19 protein-coding genes and 1 pseudogene are annotated in these 19,830 nt (G+C 31.8%); 18 read left to right on the forward strand and 2 right to left on the reverse strand.

What is annotated here, in order from left to right:
• Positions 1 to 101: 101 nt before the first annotated feature.
• The 3 genes from ACQ3F0_RS10235 (at position 102) to ACQ3F0_RS10245 (ending at position 2,772) form a co-directional block, all read left to right on the forward strand.
• Positions 102 to 1,907 (forward strand): beta-propeller fold lactonase family protein, encoded by a 1,806-nt coding sequence (locus ACQ3F0_RS10235; protein WP_428865134.1) that lies wholly within the window; start codon positions 102 to 104, stop codon positions 1,905 to 1,907.
• Positions 1,908 to 1,999: 92 nt separating this feature from the next.
• Complete coding sequence (locus ACQ3F0_RS10240; RefSeq protein WP_428865182.1) at positions 2,000 to 2,179, forward strand: phospholipase D-like domain-containing protein; 180 nt, start codon at positions 2,000 to 2,002, stop codon at positions 2,177 to 2,179.
• A 107-nt stretch (positions 2,180 to 2,286) separates the two neighbouring features.
• The gene (locus ACQ3F0_RS10245; protein WP_428865135.1) at positions 2,287 to 2,772 is read left to right on the forward strand and encodes a hypothetical protein; all 486 of its coding nucleotides are present in this window, start codon (positions 2,287 to 2,289) and stop codon (positions 2,770 to 2,772) included.
• A 326-nt stretch (positions 2,773 to 3,098) separates the two neighbouring features.
• Here ACQ3F0_RS10245 and ACQ3F0_RS10250 read toward each other — a convergent pair whose 3' ends face one another.
• A complete protein-coding gene (locus ACQ3F0_RS10250; protein ID WP_428865136.1) occupies positions 3,099 to 4,505 on the reverse strand; it encodes a sigma-54 interaction domain-containing protein in 1,407 nt (468 codons plus the stop codon).
• 540 nt (positions 4,506 to 5,045) lie between these two features.
• Between ACQ3F0_RS10250 and ACQ3F0_RS10255 the strand changes: the two genes are divergently transcribed.
• The 8 genes and pseudogenes from ACQ3F0_RS10255 to ACQ3F0_RS10290 all read left to right on the forward strand — a co-directional run.
• A complete protein-coding gene (locus ACQ3F0_RS10255) occupies positions 5,046 to 5,498 on the forward strand; it encodes a hypothetical protein (protein ID WP_428865137.1) in 453 nt (150 codons plus the stop codon).
• Positions 5,499 to 7,025 carry a sodium:solute symporter family transporter gene (locus ACQ3F0_RS10260; protein WP_428865138.1) on the forward strand — a complete coding sequence of 509 codons (1,527 nt, stop codon included), beginning with the start codon at positions 5,499 to 5,501 and terminating at the stop codon, positions 7,023 to 7,025.
• 63 nt (positions 7,026 to 7,088) lie between these two features.
• Positions 7,089 to 7,703 (forward strand): flavodoxin family protein, encoded by a 615-nt coding sequence (locus ACQ3F0_RS10265; protein ID WP_428865139.1) that lies wholly within the window; start codon positions 7,089 to 7,091, stop codon positions 7,701 to 7,703.
• Positions 7,704 to 7,726: 23 nt separating this feature from the next.
• The gene (locus tag ACQ3F0_RS10270; RefSeq protein WP_428865140.1) at positions 7,727 to 9,289 is read left to right on the forward strand and encodes an AMP-binding protein; all 1,563 of its coding nucleotides are present in this window, start codon (positions 7,727 to 7,729) and stop codon (positions 9,287 to 9,289) included.
• A gap of 15 nt (positions 9,290 to 9,304) precedes the next feature.
• Positions 9,305 to 10,330, forward strand: a complete 1,026-nt coding sequence (locus ACQ3F0_RS10275) for a 3-oxoacyl-ACP synthase (protein WP_428865141.1) — start codon at positions 9,305 to 9,307, stop codon at positions 10,328 to 10,330.
• Between the two features lie 42 nt (positions 10,331 to 10,372).
• Entirely contained in the window at positions 10,373 to 10,834 is a 462-nt protein-coding gene (locus ACQ3F0_RS10280; protein WP_428865142.1) for a MaoC family dehydratase, read from the forward strand.
• An 84-nt stretch (positions 10,835 to 10,918) separates the two neighbouring features.
• Positions 10,919 to 11,335 carry a MaoC family dehydratase gene (locus tag ACQ3F0_RS10285; protein WP_428865143.1) on the forward strand — a complete coding sequence of 139 codons (417 nt, stop codon included), beginning with the start codon at positions 10,919 to 10,921 and terminating at the stop codon, positions 11,333 to 11,335.
• An 89-nt stretch (positions 11,336 to 11,424) separates the two neighbouring features.
• A pseudogene (locus ACQ3F0_RS10290) lies at positions 11,425 to 11,675 on the forward strand (thiolase family protein); the annotation flags it as partial.
• A 14-nt stretch (positions 11,676 to 11,689) separates the two neighbouring features.
• Here the strand turns inward: ACQ3F0_RS10290 and ACQ3F0_RS10295 are convergent.
• Positions 11,690 to 12,073 carry a YbaN family protein gene (locus tag ACQ3F0_RS10295; RefSeq protein ID WP_428865178.1) on the reverse strand — a complete coding sequence of 128 codons (384 nt, stop codon included), beginning with the start codon at positions 12,071 to 12,073 and terminating at the stop codon, positions 11,690 to 11,692.
• 263 nt (positions 12,074 to 12,336) lie between these two features.
• On the opposite strand from ACQ3F0_RS10295, the gene ACQ3F0_RS10300 reads away from it, so the two are divergent.
• The 7 genes from ACQ3F0_RS10300 (at position 12,337) to ACQ3F0_RS10330 (ending at position 19,806) form a co-directional block, all read left to right on the forward strand.
• The gene (locus ACQ3F0_RS10300) at positions 12,337 to 12,594 is read left to right on the forward strand and encodes a topoisomerase DNA-binding C4 zinc finger domain-containing protein (RefSeq protein WP_428865179.1); all 258 of its coding nucleotides are present in this window, start codon (positions 12,337 to 12,339) and stop codon (positions 12,592 to 12,594) included.
• A gap of 69 nt (positions 12,595 to 12,663) precedes the next feature.
• Positions 12,664 to 13,671: a LacI family DNA-binding transcriptional regulator gene (locus tag ACQ3F0_RS10305; protein ID WP_428865144.1), complete on the forward strand. Its 1,008-nt coding sequence runs from the start codon at positions 12,664 to 12,666 to the stop codon at positions 13,669 to 13,671.
• A gap of 297 nt (positions 13,672 to 13,968) precedes the next feature.
• Complete coding sequence (locus tag ACQ3F0_RS10310; protein WP_428865145.1) at positions 13,969 to 14,988, forward strand: autoinducer 2 ABC transporter substrate-binding protein; 1,020 nt, start codon at positions 13,969 to 13,971, stop codon at positions 14,986 to 14,988.
• An 85-nt stretch (positions 14,989 to 15,073) separates the two neighbouring features.
• Entirely contained in the window at positions 15,074 to 16,579 is a 1,506-nt protein-coding gene (locus ACQ3F0_RS10315) for a sugar ABC transporter ATP-binding protein (protein WP_428865146.1), read from the forward strand.
• The gene (locus ACQ3F0_RS10320; RefSeq protein ID WP_428865147.1) at positions 16,576 to 17,577 is read left to right on the forward strand and encodes an ABC transporter permease; all 1,002 of its coding nucleotides are present in this window, start codon (positions 16,576 to 16,578) and stop codon (positions 17,575 to 17,577) included. The genes ACQ3F0_RS10315 and ACQ3F0_RS10320 overlap by 4 nt, the downstream gene beginning before the upstream one ends.
• Positions 17,578 to 17,590: 13 nt before the next feature.
• On the forward strand, positions 17,591 to 18,607 hold the full coding sequence (locus tag ACQ3F0_RS10325) for an ABC transporter permease (RefSeq protein ID WP_428865148.1): 1,017 nt from the start codon (positions 17,591 to 17,593) through the stop codon (positions 18,605 to 18,607).
• 191 nt (positions 18,608 to 18,798) lie between these two features.
• On the forward strand, positions 18,799 to 19,806 hold the full coding sequence (locus tag ACQ3F0_RS10330) for a dihydroxyacetone kinase subunit DhaK (protein ID WP_428865149.1): 1,008 nt from the start codon (positions 18,799 to 18,801) through the stop codon (positions 19,804 to 19,806).
• The last annotated feature ends 24 nt before the right edge of the window (positions 19,807 to 19,830 follow it).

Here is a 19,830-nt window from a genome sequence, read left to right on the forward strand (position 1 = left end):
GAAATTATCTGGAAAAATTATCGTTTTATCGTAACTATGGTGTTTTGGGGTGAATATACTATATTGACAGAATCTTAATGATGAGAGGATATGATAAGATAATGGCATTTAAGATTTTAGCTTATGTTTTAAGCCACTTATATAATGAAGTAGTTGTAATAGATACAATGGATAATGAGTTAGTTGGTAAAATTAATAGAGGTGATGTTTCAGGTGGAGGCGGTATAGCAGTAACTCCAGATGGAAAATTTGCCTACTGTACAAACTATTTTTCTCAAAATGCATCAGTTATGAATACAAAGACTTATTCGGTGATAGAACCACCAATAATAATACCAAATGGGTATAATCCCGCAGATATTGCAATAACCCCTGAAGGGAAATACGCTTATGTTACAAATTCAGGAGATGATGATAAAGTATATAGAATTTCTACCATTACCAATGAAGTAGACGGACCTGGAATACCCGTTGGAAATAATCCTTCTAGTATAGCAATAACTCCAGATGGTAAATTTGCTTATGTCACTAATTATTGGTCGAATGATGTTTCAGTAATAAATTTAGCAACTAACGAAGAAAATAGAATTAAAGATATTATTAATCCTAATGATGTGGCTATAAGTCCAGATGGTAAATACGCTTATGTAGCAGCAGGCTTTAGTTCAGGTGGCGTTGTATATAAAATTGATACAAGTACCCGAAAGGTTACTACAATAGATGTTTCAACTAGTCTTTATGGAATAGCCATAACTCCTGATGGTAGGTATGCATATGTAGTTGATCGTAGATACACTGGTAATTTTGTGTACATTATCGACTTATTTAATAATGATACTGTACTACCTAAAACTATTCCAGTAGGGGATAATCCAAGAAAAATAGCAATAACTCCAGATGGAAAATGGGCATATGTTGCAAATGAGGCTTCTCATAATGTAACTGTATTAGATTTAACTAACAATAGTGTTAAAACAACTATAGCTACAGGTGGACATCCTTATGATATTGCAATAGCATTGATTCCGGAAGATGGACAAGCAGATTTATCAATTTCAAAAAATGATTCTCCTGATCCTGTAAAAGTTCATGATACTCTAACTTATACAATGTTTGTCAAGAACCATGGTCCCGATACAGCAACAGGAGTAAGCCTAATTGACACTTTACTTTCAAGTGTAAAGTTTGTTTCATCTGATTGTAGTCAAGGTTCTTGCACAACTAAAGATGGTATAGTAACTTGCTATTTAGGAACCATTATTTATGGAGAAATAGCAACAATTAAAATAGTTGTAACGCCTCAAAAAGAAGGAATTATAACAAATCGTGCAACTGTGTCAGGTAATGAAATTGATCCTAACCCATATAACAACACTGCAATTGAGCATACAACAGTTATATCCAACAATATTTGTATAGAGGCTAATAGAATTTTTGATTCTTGTTCCCAAGAAGAAAATAAAATTGAGACCATTAATCTACCTTGTGATTGGTTGCACCAAATTATTTATTTAATCATTAATAATAATAAAGAATATGTTAGCTGTTCAGTTAAAGATATTAAATGTACTGTATTAGATGTGACTCAACCTGATGAAGCTGGAAAAGTGAAAGCAACAATAAAAGTAGAGGGAATTATAAATTTGCAATTAAAAATCGGGGACAGCTATCTTGAGAATTTTGAAAAAACATGCTCATTCACAAAGACTGTAACTTTATTTGCACCAGAAGGAACTAAAGTTACTTGTGAAGTCAAAGATGTTTACTGTGAATTTAATGAAATTGAAAACTGTGTAGCATATTGCTCAATCAATATGACAGTAATAATTAAATCTAAAGCTCTTGTCCATGTGAAAATTCCTTATGTGGGTGAATGTGAAAGTAGACAATGTAAAGATAATAATTAGTAACTTCAGTCATTGCTTGACCTCTGGTAGCAAACAAAATTATTCGCTTTGTTCATAATTTTGTAATATCCCCCGAAGGGTGCTTCTAATAAATGGATGAAACGGAGTGGAGTCCATTTATTAGTTGCTTATGGAAGAGAATAATCACCACATCTTATATGGCAGCATCTGATTTTAATGCAATAAAAATGTTAGCGGAGCTTCCAAACACAGAAATTAAAATTTCATATGACACAGAGAGAACGAGACTTCATGCTAAAGCTTTATATTAATGTAGCAATGACTAAATAAAAAAATGGTAACATAACGGTTACCATAAACATATATAATAAGGAGCCTTTATCATTATTTATTAGAAAAATTATATTGGGAGAGTGTAATGGCAAAGAATAAATGTAGGAAACCAGTAACGTATAACTCAAATCAAAAGCTAAATAACAAAAGGGTTTTAAGGAGAATTTCTATAGTTGTAGGAGTTTTACTTACTTTATTTCTCTTAGTTGCTTGTAGTGGAGAAGTTAGTTACACGTCAACAAAGATTGAAAATGCTCAATCGGCTTCTAGCATTGATGAAAACACCTATAAACCACTTGATTTTATTAGTACGTTTGCGGTAGATTCACCTATGATATTTGTTACAGCTACAATAAATAATGCTCCTGAAGATACTGTAATTAAAGCAGTATGGATCTATAATGAAAACGATTATGTTATCGCTGAGGTTGAACTTGAACTTACCGAAGTTAATCAGAATGTGGTTTTTGATTTATCAAAACCTATTGATGGATTTCCTACTGGTAAGTATGAAGTAAAACTTTATATTGATGATGAATATGATAAATCAGTTAAATTTGAAGTAAAGTAATCTCATAATGTATCATTTAAAGACCGTAGTTATATGGTCTTTAAATATTATTATTTAAATATTGCCTAACACATGAGAATGGTTCCAATTTATTTAGAATCAAATTAAAATTACTCCTTTCATTATCTAATATAATTTAGATGAAATCATGAAGAAGCTATTTCATATTAATAAAAGGCCAATAATTGATTTTCTGAATGCAATTTACAAGGATAATATTAGTTACAGTGCAAAAATTGAATATGGAGATCAAGAAATCACAACAACTAAATATAATAATAACTCTAATTGTGAAGAACTTTTAATAATTCAAAAAGAATTCGTTATCAATTTAATTCCATATCATTCAACTTTCTATAAAGAGACATTCTCGGTATACCTAAATCTTTAGCTGTTTGAGCTTTGTTATAGTTATTTTTTTCTAGAGTATCTAATATTAATTTTCTTTCGATCTCAAGGAGTGTATTTTTCAAATAATTTTCACCAAATTCGAAGTTACTATACTTTTTTGTGCTTTTTAAAATATATTCTGGGATATCCTCAATTGTAACATTATCACTAGAAGCATTAACAGCTGTTCTTTCAATAATATTTTTTAATTCACGTATATTTCCCGGCCATGAATAATTCACAAGAATTTCTCTCACTTCTTGTGGGAAATTTTTATGAATTTCAAATTCCTGATACATCTGAGTTCTGAAATGATCTATTAGCAATGAGATATCTTCTTTCCTCTCCTTGAGACTTGGGACTTTTAGATTCAATACGTTTAATCTATAAAATAAGTCTTGTCTAAATTCTTCTTGTTTAATCTTTCCCTCAAGATTACAATTTGTTGCAGCAATAACTCTTAAATCTAATTTTATTATTTCATTACCGCCAATTCGCTCAAGTTCTTTTTCTTGTAATACCCTTAAGAGTTTTACTTGAAGATACATAGGAATTTCACCAATCTCATCTAAAAAAATAGTTCCACCGTTTGATAGTTCAAACTTTCCGGGTTTTCCAGAATTTTTAGCTCCGGTAAATGCTCCTTTTTCATAACCAAATAGTTCTGACTCAATAAGAGATTCCGGTATAGATGCAAGATTTATACGGACAAAGGGGCCATCTTTTCTTCTACTATATGAATGTATTGAATGAGCAAAAAGTTCTTTACCTACACCACTTTCTCCAGTAATTAAAACAGGAAAATCCGTGTCAGCATATGCTTTAGCTTTAGCTTTAGTTTTTTTACCTAAGTGAGAGTGAGTTAATATATGGTCAAAAGTATATTTTGATTTGTATATATCTGAAATTTTGTTAGATGAATTGGTCTCGAAAGTCTTTAAAATATTTTTTTCATCAAAGAAATTATAAAACTGTTCTAAATCTTCAATAAGTATTATACCAACACCACCAATTATTACATCTTTATAAAATAAAGGTAATCTATGAACGATAGCTTTATGTCCATTTTTAAATCTATGTTTACATCCAATTTCTGCTTTCCCAGTTTTAACCACAATAGGCAGACGTACAGTTTGATCAATATCAGAAACAGGTTTTCCTATCACATCTTTAAGTTCTAAGTCCAAAAAATCTAAGAAAGCTTGATTCATTATAATAATTCGACTATTGCTATCAACAAAGTTTATTGGAATTGGTAATTGATTAAAAAGTAGGGAAGTCATTGATACAAAAATATCTGCAATTTCATCTGGGTTAATATCTGAACTTGGATAATTGTTCAATTTTATCATCCTTTCTATAAAACATAGTAATATTTAGAATATTTCAGTCTTACATTAACAAGAGTTTTAGCATGTGTAACAAATAGTTCTATGTAACAATTTGTTACACATGGATAATTTAATTGGAAGGACAACGATAGATTAAAAGAATTGATTTTATATGTAACAATTTGATACTAATCCATTTTATCACAAATTATGAATATATCAAAATTTTATGGGAAATTAGCCTTTGTAGATAAAAAAGTTTGATTGGCATAGTAATTGCTAAAATATATTGCATAAATAATACAAACTTACTCAATTAAATCAATTTTAAGAATAGTATGCAATACATTTACAGTTATTTTCTTTGTAAATATTTTCAAGACAAACATTATTCATTATTAGTGTTAACGATTACTTAATAAGTTGTACATATGCAAGTATTTGATGTATTAAAAATGTAGTTTAGAGATGCCAGATTTCTGCCATCTACTATTATAAATTTTGTGAAAGGAGGATATTTTTTATAAAAATAAAAAACATTGGAGGTATATTATGGAAATAGGTAATAAAAGAACGGGAATTTTTTTGATTATTACATGTCTTTGGGTACTTATTACTATTTGTGGGTGGAATGGTAAGTGGTTTGTTGGCATGATTGCCAGTGTTATTCTAATGTTGCTTTATATGATACTTGGTGCAGCTAAAGGGGGAAAGCTAAATAAAAAATTGCTTTTCTATCCATTATTATCATGGGCAGTTTTATGGAATGTTGGTTTTTATTTTTCAAAATATTATGCAGATGTTCTTGCAGGTAAAATGCCCAATTTCACAATACTAGGTTTTCATCCATCTTTTTCTTTTACCATTTTAACATATTGGATTGGTGGAGTACTTACACTTTCAGTGGGATTTTATTTCTATTCTGATCTTTGGTTATCAAATGAAGATTGGGATGATTTTAAAAAGAAAATTGAAGTAATAAATAGTAAAAAGGAGGCTAAATAGATGACAAGTGGAGTTAAGGCTTTAATACTGTTTTTTTCTTTTGGAATGATCTTAGTATCTTTCTTAATAGGATGGACTGCAAAGAAAAAAGCTTCTGATGCTCAATCTTTTTTTGGAGGTACAGCACTTTTTGGACCTTTAACTATTAGTTTATCTACAATAGCAGCAGTAGCAAGTGCATTTGCTATAGTTGGTGTTCCAGGTATTATTTATTCATTTGGTAATACTATGACGTTATGGATGTTATCATCGGCAGCATTTGCAATGGCTTATCTAGCTATTGGTAAAAAAATAAGAGCAATGGCAGAAGTAGGACCTATAGCAAGTTTAGGGGATATATCTGATCTAAGATTTAATAGCCATAGGGGAATTAAGGCTACATTATCTGTAGTGCTTTTCTTGGGTGCAATAGCATATTTAGCATCCCAAATCAGTGCTGTTTCAACATTATTTGCTCATTTATTAGGATGGAATCCAATGTTAGCAGGCTTTATCATCTTCGGTATTCTTACTATATACACTGCTATAAGTGGAGAAGTGGGTGGAGTTCTGACACAGGCTTTCCAAGGATTAGTTATGGTGATAGCTGGAATAATTATGATCATTGCCTTCTTCTCAATTACTGGAGGATTTGAAAACGTTGTTGAAGTTGTTTCAAACGCAGGAAATATTACTGCAAATATTGATGGGCAAGAGGTTACCAAAGCATTCAGTCCAGGAATGTTAGATGCTTGGGGAATACTTCCGGGTTCAATTGCAATGACATGGATGTTCATTCCTATTCTTGGAACAATGGGACAGCCACAAGTATTAACAAGAATGTATGCATTAAAGAATCCGAAAGATATGCCAAAACTAGGATTATATGCAGCAATGGGACATATGATAGTGGGTCTATTTGCAGTAACAATGGCATATGCAGCTCTTTATCTTGTTGGTAAGGGAGCTATTCCCCCATTAGTAAAGGGCGATAATGCAATTTTTGCTGTTGCAGACCATGTTGGAGTATATGCTCAATTATTTGTTTATACCGCAATACTTGCAGCTTCAATGTCTACAGCTAGTATGTTTTTAACTCTATCATCTAATATAATTTCAAGAGATTTACCTAGTGCTTTGGGTAAAAAATTAGATACAAAAAAGCAACTGAGAGTTTCAAGAGTTACTACTTTTGTAATAGGTATATTCGCTATCATGTTTGCATTAACAAGTGGAGAAGCAGTGGCTATATTAGGTACATTTGGATGGGGTACATTAATGTCGGCAACTTTCCCAGTTTTTATAACAGGGTTGTTATGGAAAAAAGCAAGCAGTCAAGGAGTATTTTCAGGTTTGATAACTGCATTAGTACTTAATGTTACTGCACTAATTCTAAATAGAAATGGATTTAAATGGCCTGGTGGTTTGCCTTGGTATGTCAACGTAATTACTGCTGCATTGGTGGTAACAGTGCTTGTTTCGTTATTTACCAAAGGGGCTACAGGCGATGAACTTGATAAGAGAGTTGAGGCTGTAATAGATTTGTAAGATAAATACATCAAATAGATAAATTTCTCTATTTGATGTAGATCTTTTTAAGGAGGAGAAAAGATGAAAGTTATTGGTATTACAGGTAGTCCAAGAGAGGAAGGGAACACAGAATTTTTAATTAATACAGCATTGCAACAATTAAAAGATAGAGGAATTGATATTGAGTTAATAAGGCTTAAAGGTAAAAAAATTGATGAGTGTAATGGATGCTATTTATGTACAAAGAGCAAGGAGTGTAGTATAAAAGATGATTTTCAAGAAGTGTTTAAGAAAATGATAGAAGCAGATGGTATTCTGTTAGGATCTCCAGTCTACCATTCCTCTATTACACCTAAATTAAAAGCATTATTAGATAGAGCAGGTTTTCTTGGACGGTGGGTATCTAACGATATGAAGAATAAATCTGATAGTTATGAATGGAATGGAACTGCTTTTTCAGGCAAGGTTGTTGCCCCAATTACAGTGGCAAGAAGAGCTGGACAAAATTTTACCTTTGCACAGCTTTTATTATGGGCTACAGTAAATGACTGTATTGTAGTAGGATCTCATTATTGGAATGTAGGTGTTGCTGGAAAAGGTGGAAACATTGATGCAGATGAAGATATGGAAGGTATAGGAATTATGAAACATTTAGGGGATAATATGGCCCATGTAATTAAGCAATTAAAGAAATAAATTTATAGAGGGGGAAAAGCATAATGAAGAATACCGGATGGATAGGGAATTATTCTTATTTTAGAGCAAGAATATCACCTGAAAAAGAAGCGATTTATGATTTGGATAATAATATGCATTATACTTTTGATGATTTAGACAATAGATCTAATATTTTAGCCAATTATATGGCTGAAGTATTAGGCATAAAAAAAGGGGATAGAGTGTCTTTTATTTCTAGAAACGGTATAGAATTGTTTGATGCTTATTATGCCACTGCTAAGGTAGGAGCAATCTTTGTGCCATATAATGCACGATTGTCTGTCGATGAATTAGAACAACTAATAAAAAATGAAACTCCTAAAATGCTGTTTTATGAAGAGAAATTCAAAGATATTGTAGAAGAATTAAAGAAAAGAGTAGAACTTAATCAATATATTGTTTTATCAAATGGAGATTCAGAAAATAATGATTTACATTATGAGGAAATACTTGATTATGGTAATAATGCTGATATATATTGTAGCGATTTAGATCTAGAGGATATTCATATGATTATCCATACAGGAGGAACTACTGGTTTACCAAAGGGCGGAATGATTTCTCATAGAGCAATGTTGTTTAATTCAATGAACGAGGTATTGACATGGGGAATAACACACAATGATAGTGCACACATTTTACTTCCACTATTTCATACTGGTGGATGGAATTTGCTCACATTGCCATTATTGCATGCTGGAGGAAGAATTATTATAAATAAACAATTTGACCCAAAACTATCATTAAAAATTATAAATGATGAGAAACCATCCTTTATATTTGGAGCTGCTACAATTTTTAGGATGATGGTAAATTTACCAGAATTTGAAACAACAGATTTTTCTTCTGTTAAATGGGTAATGGCAGGTGCTGCGCCTACACCAATTAACATTATGGAAAAATTCTGGGAGAGAGGAATTAGATTTGTATTAGGTTATGGTATGACAGAAGCAGGACCTAATAACCTTACAGCTCCAGCAGAATTTATGACATTTGAACAGATAAAGGATAAATATCAGTCTGTGGGCAAGCCTATGTACTTTACACAAGCCAAAATTGTAGACAATGAAGGAAATGAAGTAGGAATAGATGAATCTGGAGAACTAATTTGGAGTGGACCACAAATTTTCTCAGGATATTGGAATAATGAGGAAGAAACTGCAAAAACCATAAGAAATGGATGGGTATATACTGGTGACATGGCGAAGAAAGATGAAGATGGATTTTATTATATCGTTGGAAGAAAGAAAAATATGTTTATAAGTGGTGGCGAAAATGTCTTTCCACCAGAAATAGAGAGAGCATTATATGATATTGAAGAAGTTCATGAAGTATGTGTCATTGGTGTACCTGATGAAAATTGGGGAGAAGTAGGTAAGGCAGTAATTGTGTTAAAATCAGATAGTAAAATTACAAAAGAAGAAATATTAAATCATTTAAGTAGTAAATTGGCACGTTATAAAATTCCTAAATATATACAGATTATTAAAGAACTTCCAAAGAACAATGTAGGAAAAATTGTAGCGGCAAGTGTGATGAAACTTTATGGAAAAGCACAGGACTAGGAAGGAGAAATTGATATGATAAATTATGATGTGGTTGGAATACAAAATATAGGAATATATGTACCAAAAGAAACTGAGAGTAGTGAATATATTGCAGAAAAGTCAGGTATCCCACAGGATGTAATAAAAAATAAATTTGGGATTATTGAAAAACATAAAGCTGGCGTTGATGAACATGTTTCCGATATGGCAATAAAGGCTGCTAAAATTACACTTGAGAATTTTGATCCTATGGATTTAGATCTCGTTGTTTATTGTGGTAGTGAATATAAGGATTACTATTTATTTAACTTGGCTGCTAAAATACAAAATGAGATAGGAGCAAAGAATGCCAATGCCTTTGAAATACACTCATTGTGTTCAGCAGGGGTGTGGTCGCTAAATGTTTTGAAAAGTATGATGTTAACTAATTCTGATATAAATAATGTGTTACTAATATCTTCTTCAAAAGAAACTGATTTAGTTGATTATAAAAATCAAAAGGCAAGATTTATGTTTAATTTTGGAGATGGAGCATCTGGAGCATTACTAGTTAAAGGATGTACAAAAAATCAGATTTTATCTACTCATATGATAACTGATGGTAGATTTGCAGAGGATGTTGCGGTGTATGGAGTAGGCTCACAGAATTATTATAATAATGAAACTTTGAACTATGATTTAAGAAATTTAGATGTTAAAGATCCAAAATCTATGAAGGAAAGACTTGATCCCATATCATTGGATAATTTTTGCAAGGTCATCACAAAGTCAGTTGAAAAAAGTGGATATATAATTGAGGATCTTAATTTCCTAGCACCTATTTTTATGAAAAGGTCCATACTAAACAAAATACTTGAAAGAATACATCTAACAGAAGAAAACTCTTTTGTTCTAGAAAAGTATGGACATTGTCAATCTGCTGATGCATATATTTCCTTAGTAGAAGGCGAGAAGCTTGGTCGTTTAAAAGATGGAGATCTTACGGTAATGTTAGGTTCTGGTACAGGATATACATGGGCTGCCACTGCAATATTATGGGGAGAAGCAAAATCAGAATAAGGAAAAGATTAATATGAAACTTACTATAAGGAGTGCTAAACAATGAAATTTGGTAAAGCCTATAATGAAATAAATATTGGAGATACAGCATTTATAGAAAAAAAAATTGATGAGAATCATGTAAATACCTTTGCTGCTATTATTGGGGATTTGGATTCTTTTCATATCAATGAAGAAATTGCTAAAGATATGATATTTGAGACAAGGATTTGCCATGGAATGTTAATAGCAAGTTTCATTTCTCCTGTTTTAGGAAGACAATTACCAGGGCCAGGTACTATTTATGTTTCGCAAAATGTTAGATTTAGAGCACCTGTTAGGATAGGCGATAGGATACATGTAAGGGTTGAAGTTATTGAGAAGATGGATAGAGAAAGAATTAAATTAAAAACTATAGTAAAAAATCAAAATAATATGCTTGTGGTTGATGGAGAGTGTATAGTTATTCCTCCTAAGAAAAACAAAAATTTATTGACCACATCCTTTACTTATAAAAATGGTTAGAGGTGGATTACTTGGTAGGAAAACTGGAAAAGGGTTCTATGATTATTCAAAATAATTTAACTAATATATAAAGGAGTCATAGAAATGAAAGGATTAACTATAAAGGAATTAAATATAGGCGATAAAGATTTCTTTGAAAAAACAGTTACAGAAACAGATGTTTATTTATATTCAGGTGTAACAGGTGATTTAAATCCAGCACATATAAATCAACGTGAAGCTGAAAATTCAATGTTTAAAGGAAGAATTGTTCACGGGATGTTAACAGCAGGGTTTATATCTGCTGTATTGGGGATGAAATTGCCTGGTCCAGGAACAATTTACTTAGGTCAAGAGCTTAAGTTTACAGCACCAGTGAGATTTGGTGATACTATAAAAGCAGAAGTAGAAGTAATTGAAAAAATAGAAGAAAAAAATAAGATTAAGTTAAATACAATTTGCACAAATCAAGATGGAGTAGTAGTTCTTAAAGGTATTGCTACGGTAATACCTCCAAAATAGAAAAAAATAATACAATACATGGAGTGTTAATTCTAGAGAGAATTTAACACTCCATGTATTGTATTAAGACTTTATAGGAGGGTTTTAAAATGAGAGAAGTTGTAATTGCTAGTGCGGTTATAACAGCCATGGAAGTTTTGGTGGTAGTTTAAAAAATGTTTCAGCAGTAGATTTTGGGGCTTTAGTAATTAAAGAGGCGGTTAAAAGAGCAAGTATAAAACCAGAGTTAGTAGACGAAGTAATTATGGGAAACGTTTTACAAGCTGGCTTAGGTCAGAATACATGCAGGCAAGCTTCTATGAAAGAGGGATTACCTATTGATATTCCATCATTTACAATCTGTTATTCCATAATTCATTGATCCTCTTTTGGTAAGGTTTTGAAAGATAATAGATGTAAAGTAACTCCAACAGCTATAAAGAATAATATAAGCTTAACCCACGGAATTGCAATTAAAAAAATAGCGGAATATCCAATGGTTATCCATAATAAACTAATAGATAGTACTTTAGTCTTTCTGGAAATTGATTTGTTTTCCTTGAAATTTTTAATATAGTTTCCTAACCATTTATTATTAATAAGAGCATTATAAAGTTTTTTTGAACTCCTTATATAGCATGTAGCTCCTAGTAATAGAAAAGGAGTTGTGGGTAAAAGTGGTAAGATTATACCTATTAAACCTAATATTATTGAAAATGTTCCTATTATTATTAAAAGTACTTTTTTAAACTTTTTTATTAGGACTCACCCCCTTATATAATATATTATGTAAATTTATTATATATTCTAGGAACAACTCCTTTCAATTATTTATATCTTATGCAAGAAAAAAATAGTTATAATATTTATACCACTTGTTATCAATATGAATTTTATTTCCTACTAAAAGAAACCAGTATTGAAAGTAGATACTGGTTTCTTTTAGTAGGAAAATTAATGGAATGCAAAATGCATATAGATTGATTAAATATATCCAATATTGTAAAATTAAGTAGTAAAAGATAAAAAATAATAGATCAAATAATTCAGGTTGTTTAGCAGCTACAGTAAATGAGACACCACTATGCCCTAAATGTAGTGTACCTATGGTGCTTAGAGAAACTAGAAGAGGACCCAATAAAGGTAAGAAGTTTTATGAATGTTCTAATTATCCAATCCAGAGATATATAATAGACAAAGATAATAATAGAATAAAGAGTATTGAACAAAAAACTTTCACAGAATTAGGTTTAAAGAAAAAAAGTTTAGTAATTGTTTAATAAACATTGAGTTGTGATTATATGTTTGATATAATAGCAATCGTAAAAACATTTACGGAGGGGTTTGATGTGACGGTAAGAGAATTAGCTAAAATAGCGGGGGTATCACCTGCAACGATTTCTATTGTTCTAAACAATAAAAAAGGAGTAAGTGAAAAGACAAGGAAACATGTTTTGGATGTTATGAAGCAATGTAATTATACAAATAACAAAAAAACTAAAGTTTCTGTAAAAAATATTTGCTTCCTTAAACATAGAAAACATGGCATGCTTGTAGAACAAAACGAAGGGTTTATATCCGTAATTTTAGATGCTATTGAAGCTGAATGCCGTTTGCAAGGATATAATCTTAGTATTGTTGTATCTAATAATAATTTTGAAGAAACTGTTAGAAATATAGATTTTAGCATGTTTGATGGGTTGATAGTGTTGGGTACTGAATTAGAGGAAGAACAGTATAATTGTTTAGAGGGTATTGTAAAGCCTTTTATAGTGGTAGATAATGCAGCTGGAATTCATTGGTGTAACAGTATTGCCATTAATAACGATAAAACGGTACGTTTTGCACTTTCTCATCTTGCTGAGTTAGGGCACAAAAGAATTGCTTATTTTCATAGTAATGTAGCTATTGCAAATTTTAATGAGAGAAATATTGCTTTTAGAAAGTACTGTAAAGAGTTTGGTTTAGAATTTATTTCTGATTTTGAATTTAAGGTTACTCCTACTTTAGTTGGTGCATATGGTGAAATGAAGAAAAAACTATTAACTACTACTTCGTTGCCAAGTTGTGCTTTTTCGGATAATGATTCAATTGCCATTGGTGCGATAAAAGCTCTTAAAGAATCGGGTTATCATGTTCCTGAAGATATTTCAGTAATAGGATTTGATGATATTTACTTTTCTGAAATTAATTCACCTCCTCTTACTACAATGCGTATTCCTAAGGCTTTGATTGGTACACTTGCAGTTAGACAGATTTGTGATATGATAGAGCATGCTTCTTATAGTGATGTTAAGATTAAGGTTGGTGGAGAACTCATACTTAGATCCAGTACTGTTTTAAATACAGAAAAATAAATTTAATAGATATCGAACGTTTCATTAATTGGGACGTTCTTATATTTTACCCGATTTTCATTAAATGCGAAGAGTGTATTTGATAAACGAATAAATGAGTTTAGTAATGTTTACATATTCACAAAAATGGAAAATTAATCATATTAACCAAAAGTGTCAATATAATACATAGAAATATATGTATATATTGACATTATAATTAATATGTGGTATATTAATTCCAATATAGAAAACGTTTAGATGATAATTGACTAAATGTTTACTAATCTCTAAACGAAAACCAGGGGGGTAATTTATTTGAAAAAAATTGTATCTTTAGTAACGGCATTAGTTCTTACTTTAAGTCTTGCAGGTTGTGGAACATCTTCAGACAATAAGACAGTAGATTCAAAAGACGCTAAAGAAGCGTATACAATTGTAACAGTTCCTAAATTAACAAGTATTGCTTGGTTCCAAAGGATGGAAGAAGGAGTAAAGAAATATGCTAGTGATAGCGGAATGGATGCATATTATACTGGTCCTGCAACTGGTGATGCTGCATTACAGGCACAGGTTATCGAAGATTTAATTGCAAAAAAAGTAGATGCGATATGTGTTGTACCATTTTCAACAGAAGCTCTTGAACCTGTTCTTAAAAAGGCGAAAGATGCGGGCATCCTAGTTATAACTCATGAAGCTGCTGGTATGACAAATATAGATTACGATATAGAAGCATTTGATAATGATGCTTATGGTGAACATTTTATGGAAAAGATAGGGGAGTTAACAGGTGGAGAAGGACAATATATTCAAGAAGTTGGAGCTTTAACTTCTCAATCACATAAACAATGGACAGATGCAGCTTCAGCTTTACAACAAACTAAATTCCCTAAAATGAAAATGTTTGGTGACAAGATTGAAACAAAAGATGATCAATCAATTTCTTATGATAAAGTAAAAGAGGCTATTAAAGCAAATCCTGATATTGCAGCTATACAAGGTAGTGCAATGGGAGATGTAGCCGGTGCTGCACTTGCTGTTGAAGAATCTGGACTCTCTGGAAAAATTAAAGTTGTTGGTACATCATTAGTATCTGTTTCAGGAAAATATGTAAAATCAGGTACAATTGATATGATTTCATTCTGGGACCCAGCTGATGCAGGTTATGCTATGAACGTTCTTGCTGAAAAAATTCTATCTGGTGAAACTGTTGCAGATGGTATTGACCTTGGCGTAAGTGGTTATGAAAAGCTTACTTTAGACGGAAAAGTATTAACTGGTGAGGCTTGGGTTGATGTTGATAAAAACAATGTAGACGATCCAGCGTTAAACTTCTAATTCCTAATATTCAAGTTGTACAAGCCTCATGTTAATAAAATCATGGGGCTTGTGTCTTAAAAAAAAATGAAGGTGGATGATGAGAGTGGGAGAGGTTTTCCTTGAATTAAAAGGAATAAAAAAATCCTTTGGTGGAGTTCATGCCTTAAAAGGAGTAAATTTAACCGTAAAAAAAGGTGAGGTACATTGCCTTGCTGGAGAAAATGGTTGTGGGAAATCTACCTTAATTAAGGTGATATCAGGAGTCCATCCTGCAACAGAAGGTGAAGTATATATTGATGGAAATCAAATGAAAAACTTTGGTCCAATTGATGCGATCCGATTAGGTGTTCAGGTTATTTATCAGGACTTCGCCGTGTTTCCTAATTTAACGGTTGCAGAAAATATTGCTATGAATAGTGCATTACAAACCGGAAAAAAAACAATGAACTGGAAAAAGAGTAAAGAAGTTGCTATTAAAGCTATGGAACAGATTGGTGCACATATGGATACTGATCTTTTAGTGGAACGGTTGTCTGTTGCAAACAAACAAATGGTAGCCATATGTAGGGCGATTGTGGAAGATGCTAAATTGCTTATACTTGATGAGCCAACAACTGCTTTAACAGCAAAAGAAGTGGATAAGCTTTTTATAATTATTGAGAAACTTAAAGCAAAAGGTATTGCAGTTGTTATTGTAACGCATAAATTAGAAGAAGTTTATGGCATTGCAGACAAGCTTACCATTTTGCGTAATGGGGCAAATGTAGCTACAGGTGACATTGAAGATTTTGATCGACCCACATTTGTAAAATATATGACGGGAAGAGATATAGTAGAATCTAATTATCGTCCTTCTGAAATTGGCGATGAAGTTATAAGACTAGAACATTTATCAAGAAAAGGTGCGTTCAATGATGTTAATTTAAGCTTAAGAAAAGGCGAAGTACTAGGAATATCAGGTCTTTTGGGTTCTGGACGTTGTGAAATAGCAGATGCTTTATTTGGAGTTATGCCCGCAAATTCCGGAAAGATATTTTTACATGGGAAAGAAATATGCATCAAGAATATTGGAGATGCAATTAATCATAAATTTGCGTATGTGCCTGAAGACAGGTTAACACAAGGACTGTTTTTGGAAAGATCTATAGCTGATAATACTATTGCAGCTTCTATTGAAAATTATTTCAAGAAATTCAGACTTCAATATAGTGAGATGACACAGGTAGCTGAAAAATGGATTGAAGATTTGAATATTGTAGCTCCATCTTCAGAACCTTTGATTAAAACACTTTCTGGTGGTAATCAACAAAAGGTTGTTATAGCTAAATGGATTAATACTAAGCCGGATCTGATTATTTTAAATGGTCCCACTGTAGGTGTAGATATTGGTGCAAAATCAGATATTCATGAAATTTTACACAATCTTGCTTCCAATGGCGTAGGAGTTATTATTATTTCAGATGACCTTTCTGAGCTTATTCAAAATTGTAATAGAATTATTGTAATGAGTGAAGGGCGGGTGAGTGTTGAAATTAATAGCTCAGAAACTAATGAATCAGCACTAGCAACAATGCTTAATGGAAAAAATAAACAGGAGGGAGTAATATGAAAAAAATTATTTCCACAAAGAATTTGACTACAAATGAAATGTTTGTTGTCTATATTATAATAACACTTGCACTATTAATAGGATTTGTTAATCCAGCTTTTTTTAGCATGAGTACAGTGTTTGATACATCACGGTCTATGCTTATTATGATGATTTTTGCTTTATGTGAAATGATTATTATAGTGTCTGGTGGAATAGATGTTTCATTTCCTGCTATTGCTTGTTTTTCGTTGTATTTTACAATTTCAATTATGAATATTTTTAATATTGATAGTGTTGCTTTTGCATTTGCTTTTGCAGGCTTATTGGGTTTTTTATGGGGAGTGGTAAATGGATTTCTTGTAGGAAAATTTAAAATTCCAGCACTGATTGCTACTTTAGGGACGAGCAGTTTAGCAAATGGAGCAACGTTAGTTTACAGTAATGGAAGAGAAATTTCAAATATTCCCACTTCTGTTGATGCATTATCACAAAAATATTTATTTTCTATTGCAAATGTTACAGGTGGTAAAACATCAATAACTATATTTGTAATATTACCAATTGTACTATGCTTTTTTCTTCATTGGATTTTAAAGTATACAATGTTAGGTAGAAAAATTTATGCTATTGGTGGTGATGCAAATGCAGCAAGAATTGCTGGTATTAATGTAATTAGAACACAGTTTATTATATATATGTTTGCTGGTTTTTTAACTGGTATTACTGGTATAACTTATGCAATACTTATGAGAAATGCACATCCTTCAAATCTTATGGGCGCAGAAATGATGGCTATAGCTGCTGTTGTAATCGGCGGAACACGAATTACTGGGGGACATGGTACAGTTATTGGAACGGTTTTGGGTGTACTACTTATTACATTGGTATCTAACAACCTTATTATGCTAGGTATTCCTAACTACTGGCAGACATTTGCTGTTGGATTGATTATCGTATTAGGTACATCAATTACTTCCCTTAGAGCAAAGAAAATCGCCCTAAGATATAAGATATAGGAGGGTTAGATAGATGGAAAAATTAAAAAACGGTATCAAAAGTTATGATAAAAGTATCTTAACGCTATTTGGAATTGCTGTTGGTATTGTTGTTGTTATGACTTTTATAACTCCTGATTTCTTACAGGTTAGTAATGTTAGTTCTATGGCATTTCAGTTTCCAGAGTTTGGAATTCTTTGTTTCGGTATGATGATTTGTATGATTTCAGGCGGTATTGATTTATCATTGGTTGGTACGGCTAATTTATCTGGTATAGTGGCAGCACTAATTATTATTACAATGGGTAGTACTCAAACTTCAATTATTATTGGAATTATTGCAGCTATTGTTGTAGGTGCATTGTGCGGATTGTTTAATGGTTATTTGATTGGGCAATTACAAATACCAGCTATGCTTGTAACTCTTTGTGGAGGGCAACTGTTTACGGGACTAGGAGTTGTAATTACTAAAGGACCTGCTATTACTGGTTTACCTGAATCACTTCAAATAATTGCAAATGGTTCTATTTTGGGATTTATTCCAATAGCTTTTGTAATATTTGTGCTAATTGCTATTGGGTTAAATTTTATTCTTAAATACACTGTTTACGGAAAGCAGCTTAGTTTTATGGGTACTAATGAATCTGCATCACGTTATGCGGGAATAAATAATTTGCGTGTAACATTGATTACATATATGTTATCTGGAATATTGGCAGCTATAGCAGGAATAATAATAATTTCTCACTACGGGTCTGCAAAGTCTGATTATGGTACATCATACATACTATTAACTTTACTAATTGTTGTACTTGGTGGAGTAGCACCTTCAGGAGGAAAAGGAAAAGTTTTAGGTGTTTCATTGGCTGTTATTATTTTGCAAATGATATCAAGTGCATTTAATATTTTAAGATTCAACGCATTTATTAAAACACTTGCGTGGGGGCTTTTGTTAATTGTAGTAATGGTTGTAAAAGCGATACTTCAAGAACATCCAATAAAATTTAGAACAGCTAGTAGTAGTCAAATAAAATTAAAAAAGAATTTATAGATAGAAATATGTAGTTAATTAGTTTAGGTTCCAATTAAGGAATATTAGAAAACTAAGTTAGATGAGAATAGTAAACCTAAAAGATTTGGGTTCTATGAAAAATATAAAAGAAATGAATTGTAATATTTGTAAGAAAATAAGATTGTTTACTTTCAAATATTATGACTACATTATACAAGGAGGTAACAATTGTGAAAAAAATTATTAATAAACCTGAAGATTATGTTAAAGAAATGTTGGAGGGTCTTTATATAGCCCATAGCGATTTGATTACTTATACAGGAGATGACCTTCATTGTCTTGTAACAGCAAATAAAGTTGAAGGAAAAGTTGGAATCGCTACAGGTGGAGGTTCTGGGCATCTTCCATTATTTTTGGGATATGTTGGTAAGGGAATGCTAGACGGATGTTCTGTTGGAGATGTATTTCAATCACCAAGTGCAGAACAGATGCTTGCTGTAACAAAAGAAATAGATTCTGGTTCAGGCGTTCTTTATATTTATGGAAATTATAATGGAGATATTTTTAATTTTGATATGGCTGCTGAAATGGCAGATTTTGAAGAGGAAATTAAAGTGTTAAGCGTTGTTGCAGGAGACGATGTAGCCTCTGCTGGTCCATCTGCAGAAGATGAAAAAAATACTCGTCGTGGTGTTGCTGGTATTTTCTTTGTATTCAAATGTGCTGGTGCAGCAGCAAATAAAATGATGACATTAGAAGAAGTTAAACGTGTTGCAGAAAAAGCTGCAGCGAATGTAAGAACTATGGGAGTTGCACTTACACCTTGTGTAGTTCCTAGAGTAGGTAAACCAGGCTTTACTATTGGTGAAGATGATATGGAAATTGGAATGGGAATTCACGGTGAAACAGGTATTCGTCACGGGAAAATAGAAAGTGCGGATGATATCACTAATGAAATGTTAGATAAGATTGTTTCAGATATTCCATATGTTGAAGGTGACGAAGTTGATATTCTTATAAATGGATTAGGTGCAACTACATTAGATGAACAATATATAGTTACACGTCGTGTAAGTCAGTACATGGCAGAAAAAAAGATTAGAGTACACCATTTGTATGTTGGCGAATATGCTACTGCATTAGAAATGGCAGGAATTTCTATTTCTATACTTAAGCTTGATGATGAATTGAAAGATTTGATGGAACAATCAGCTCACACACCATTCTTTAGACAATAGAAATATAAGAGGATAAATGGAGGC

The organism is Clostridium sediminicola, from assembly GCF_050402865.1.
Taxonomy (GTDB): domain Bacteria; phylum Bacillota; class Clostridia; order Clostridiales; family Clostridiaceae; genus Clostridium_AF; species Clostridium_AF sediminicola.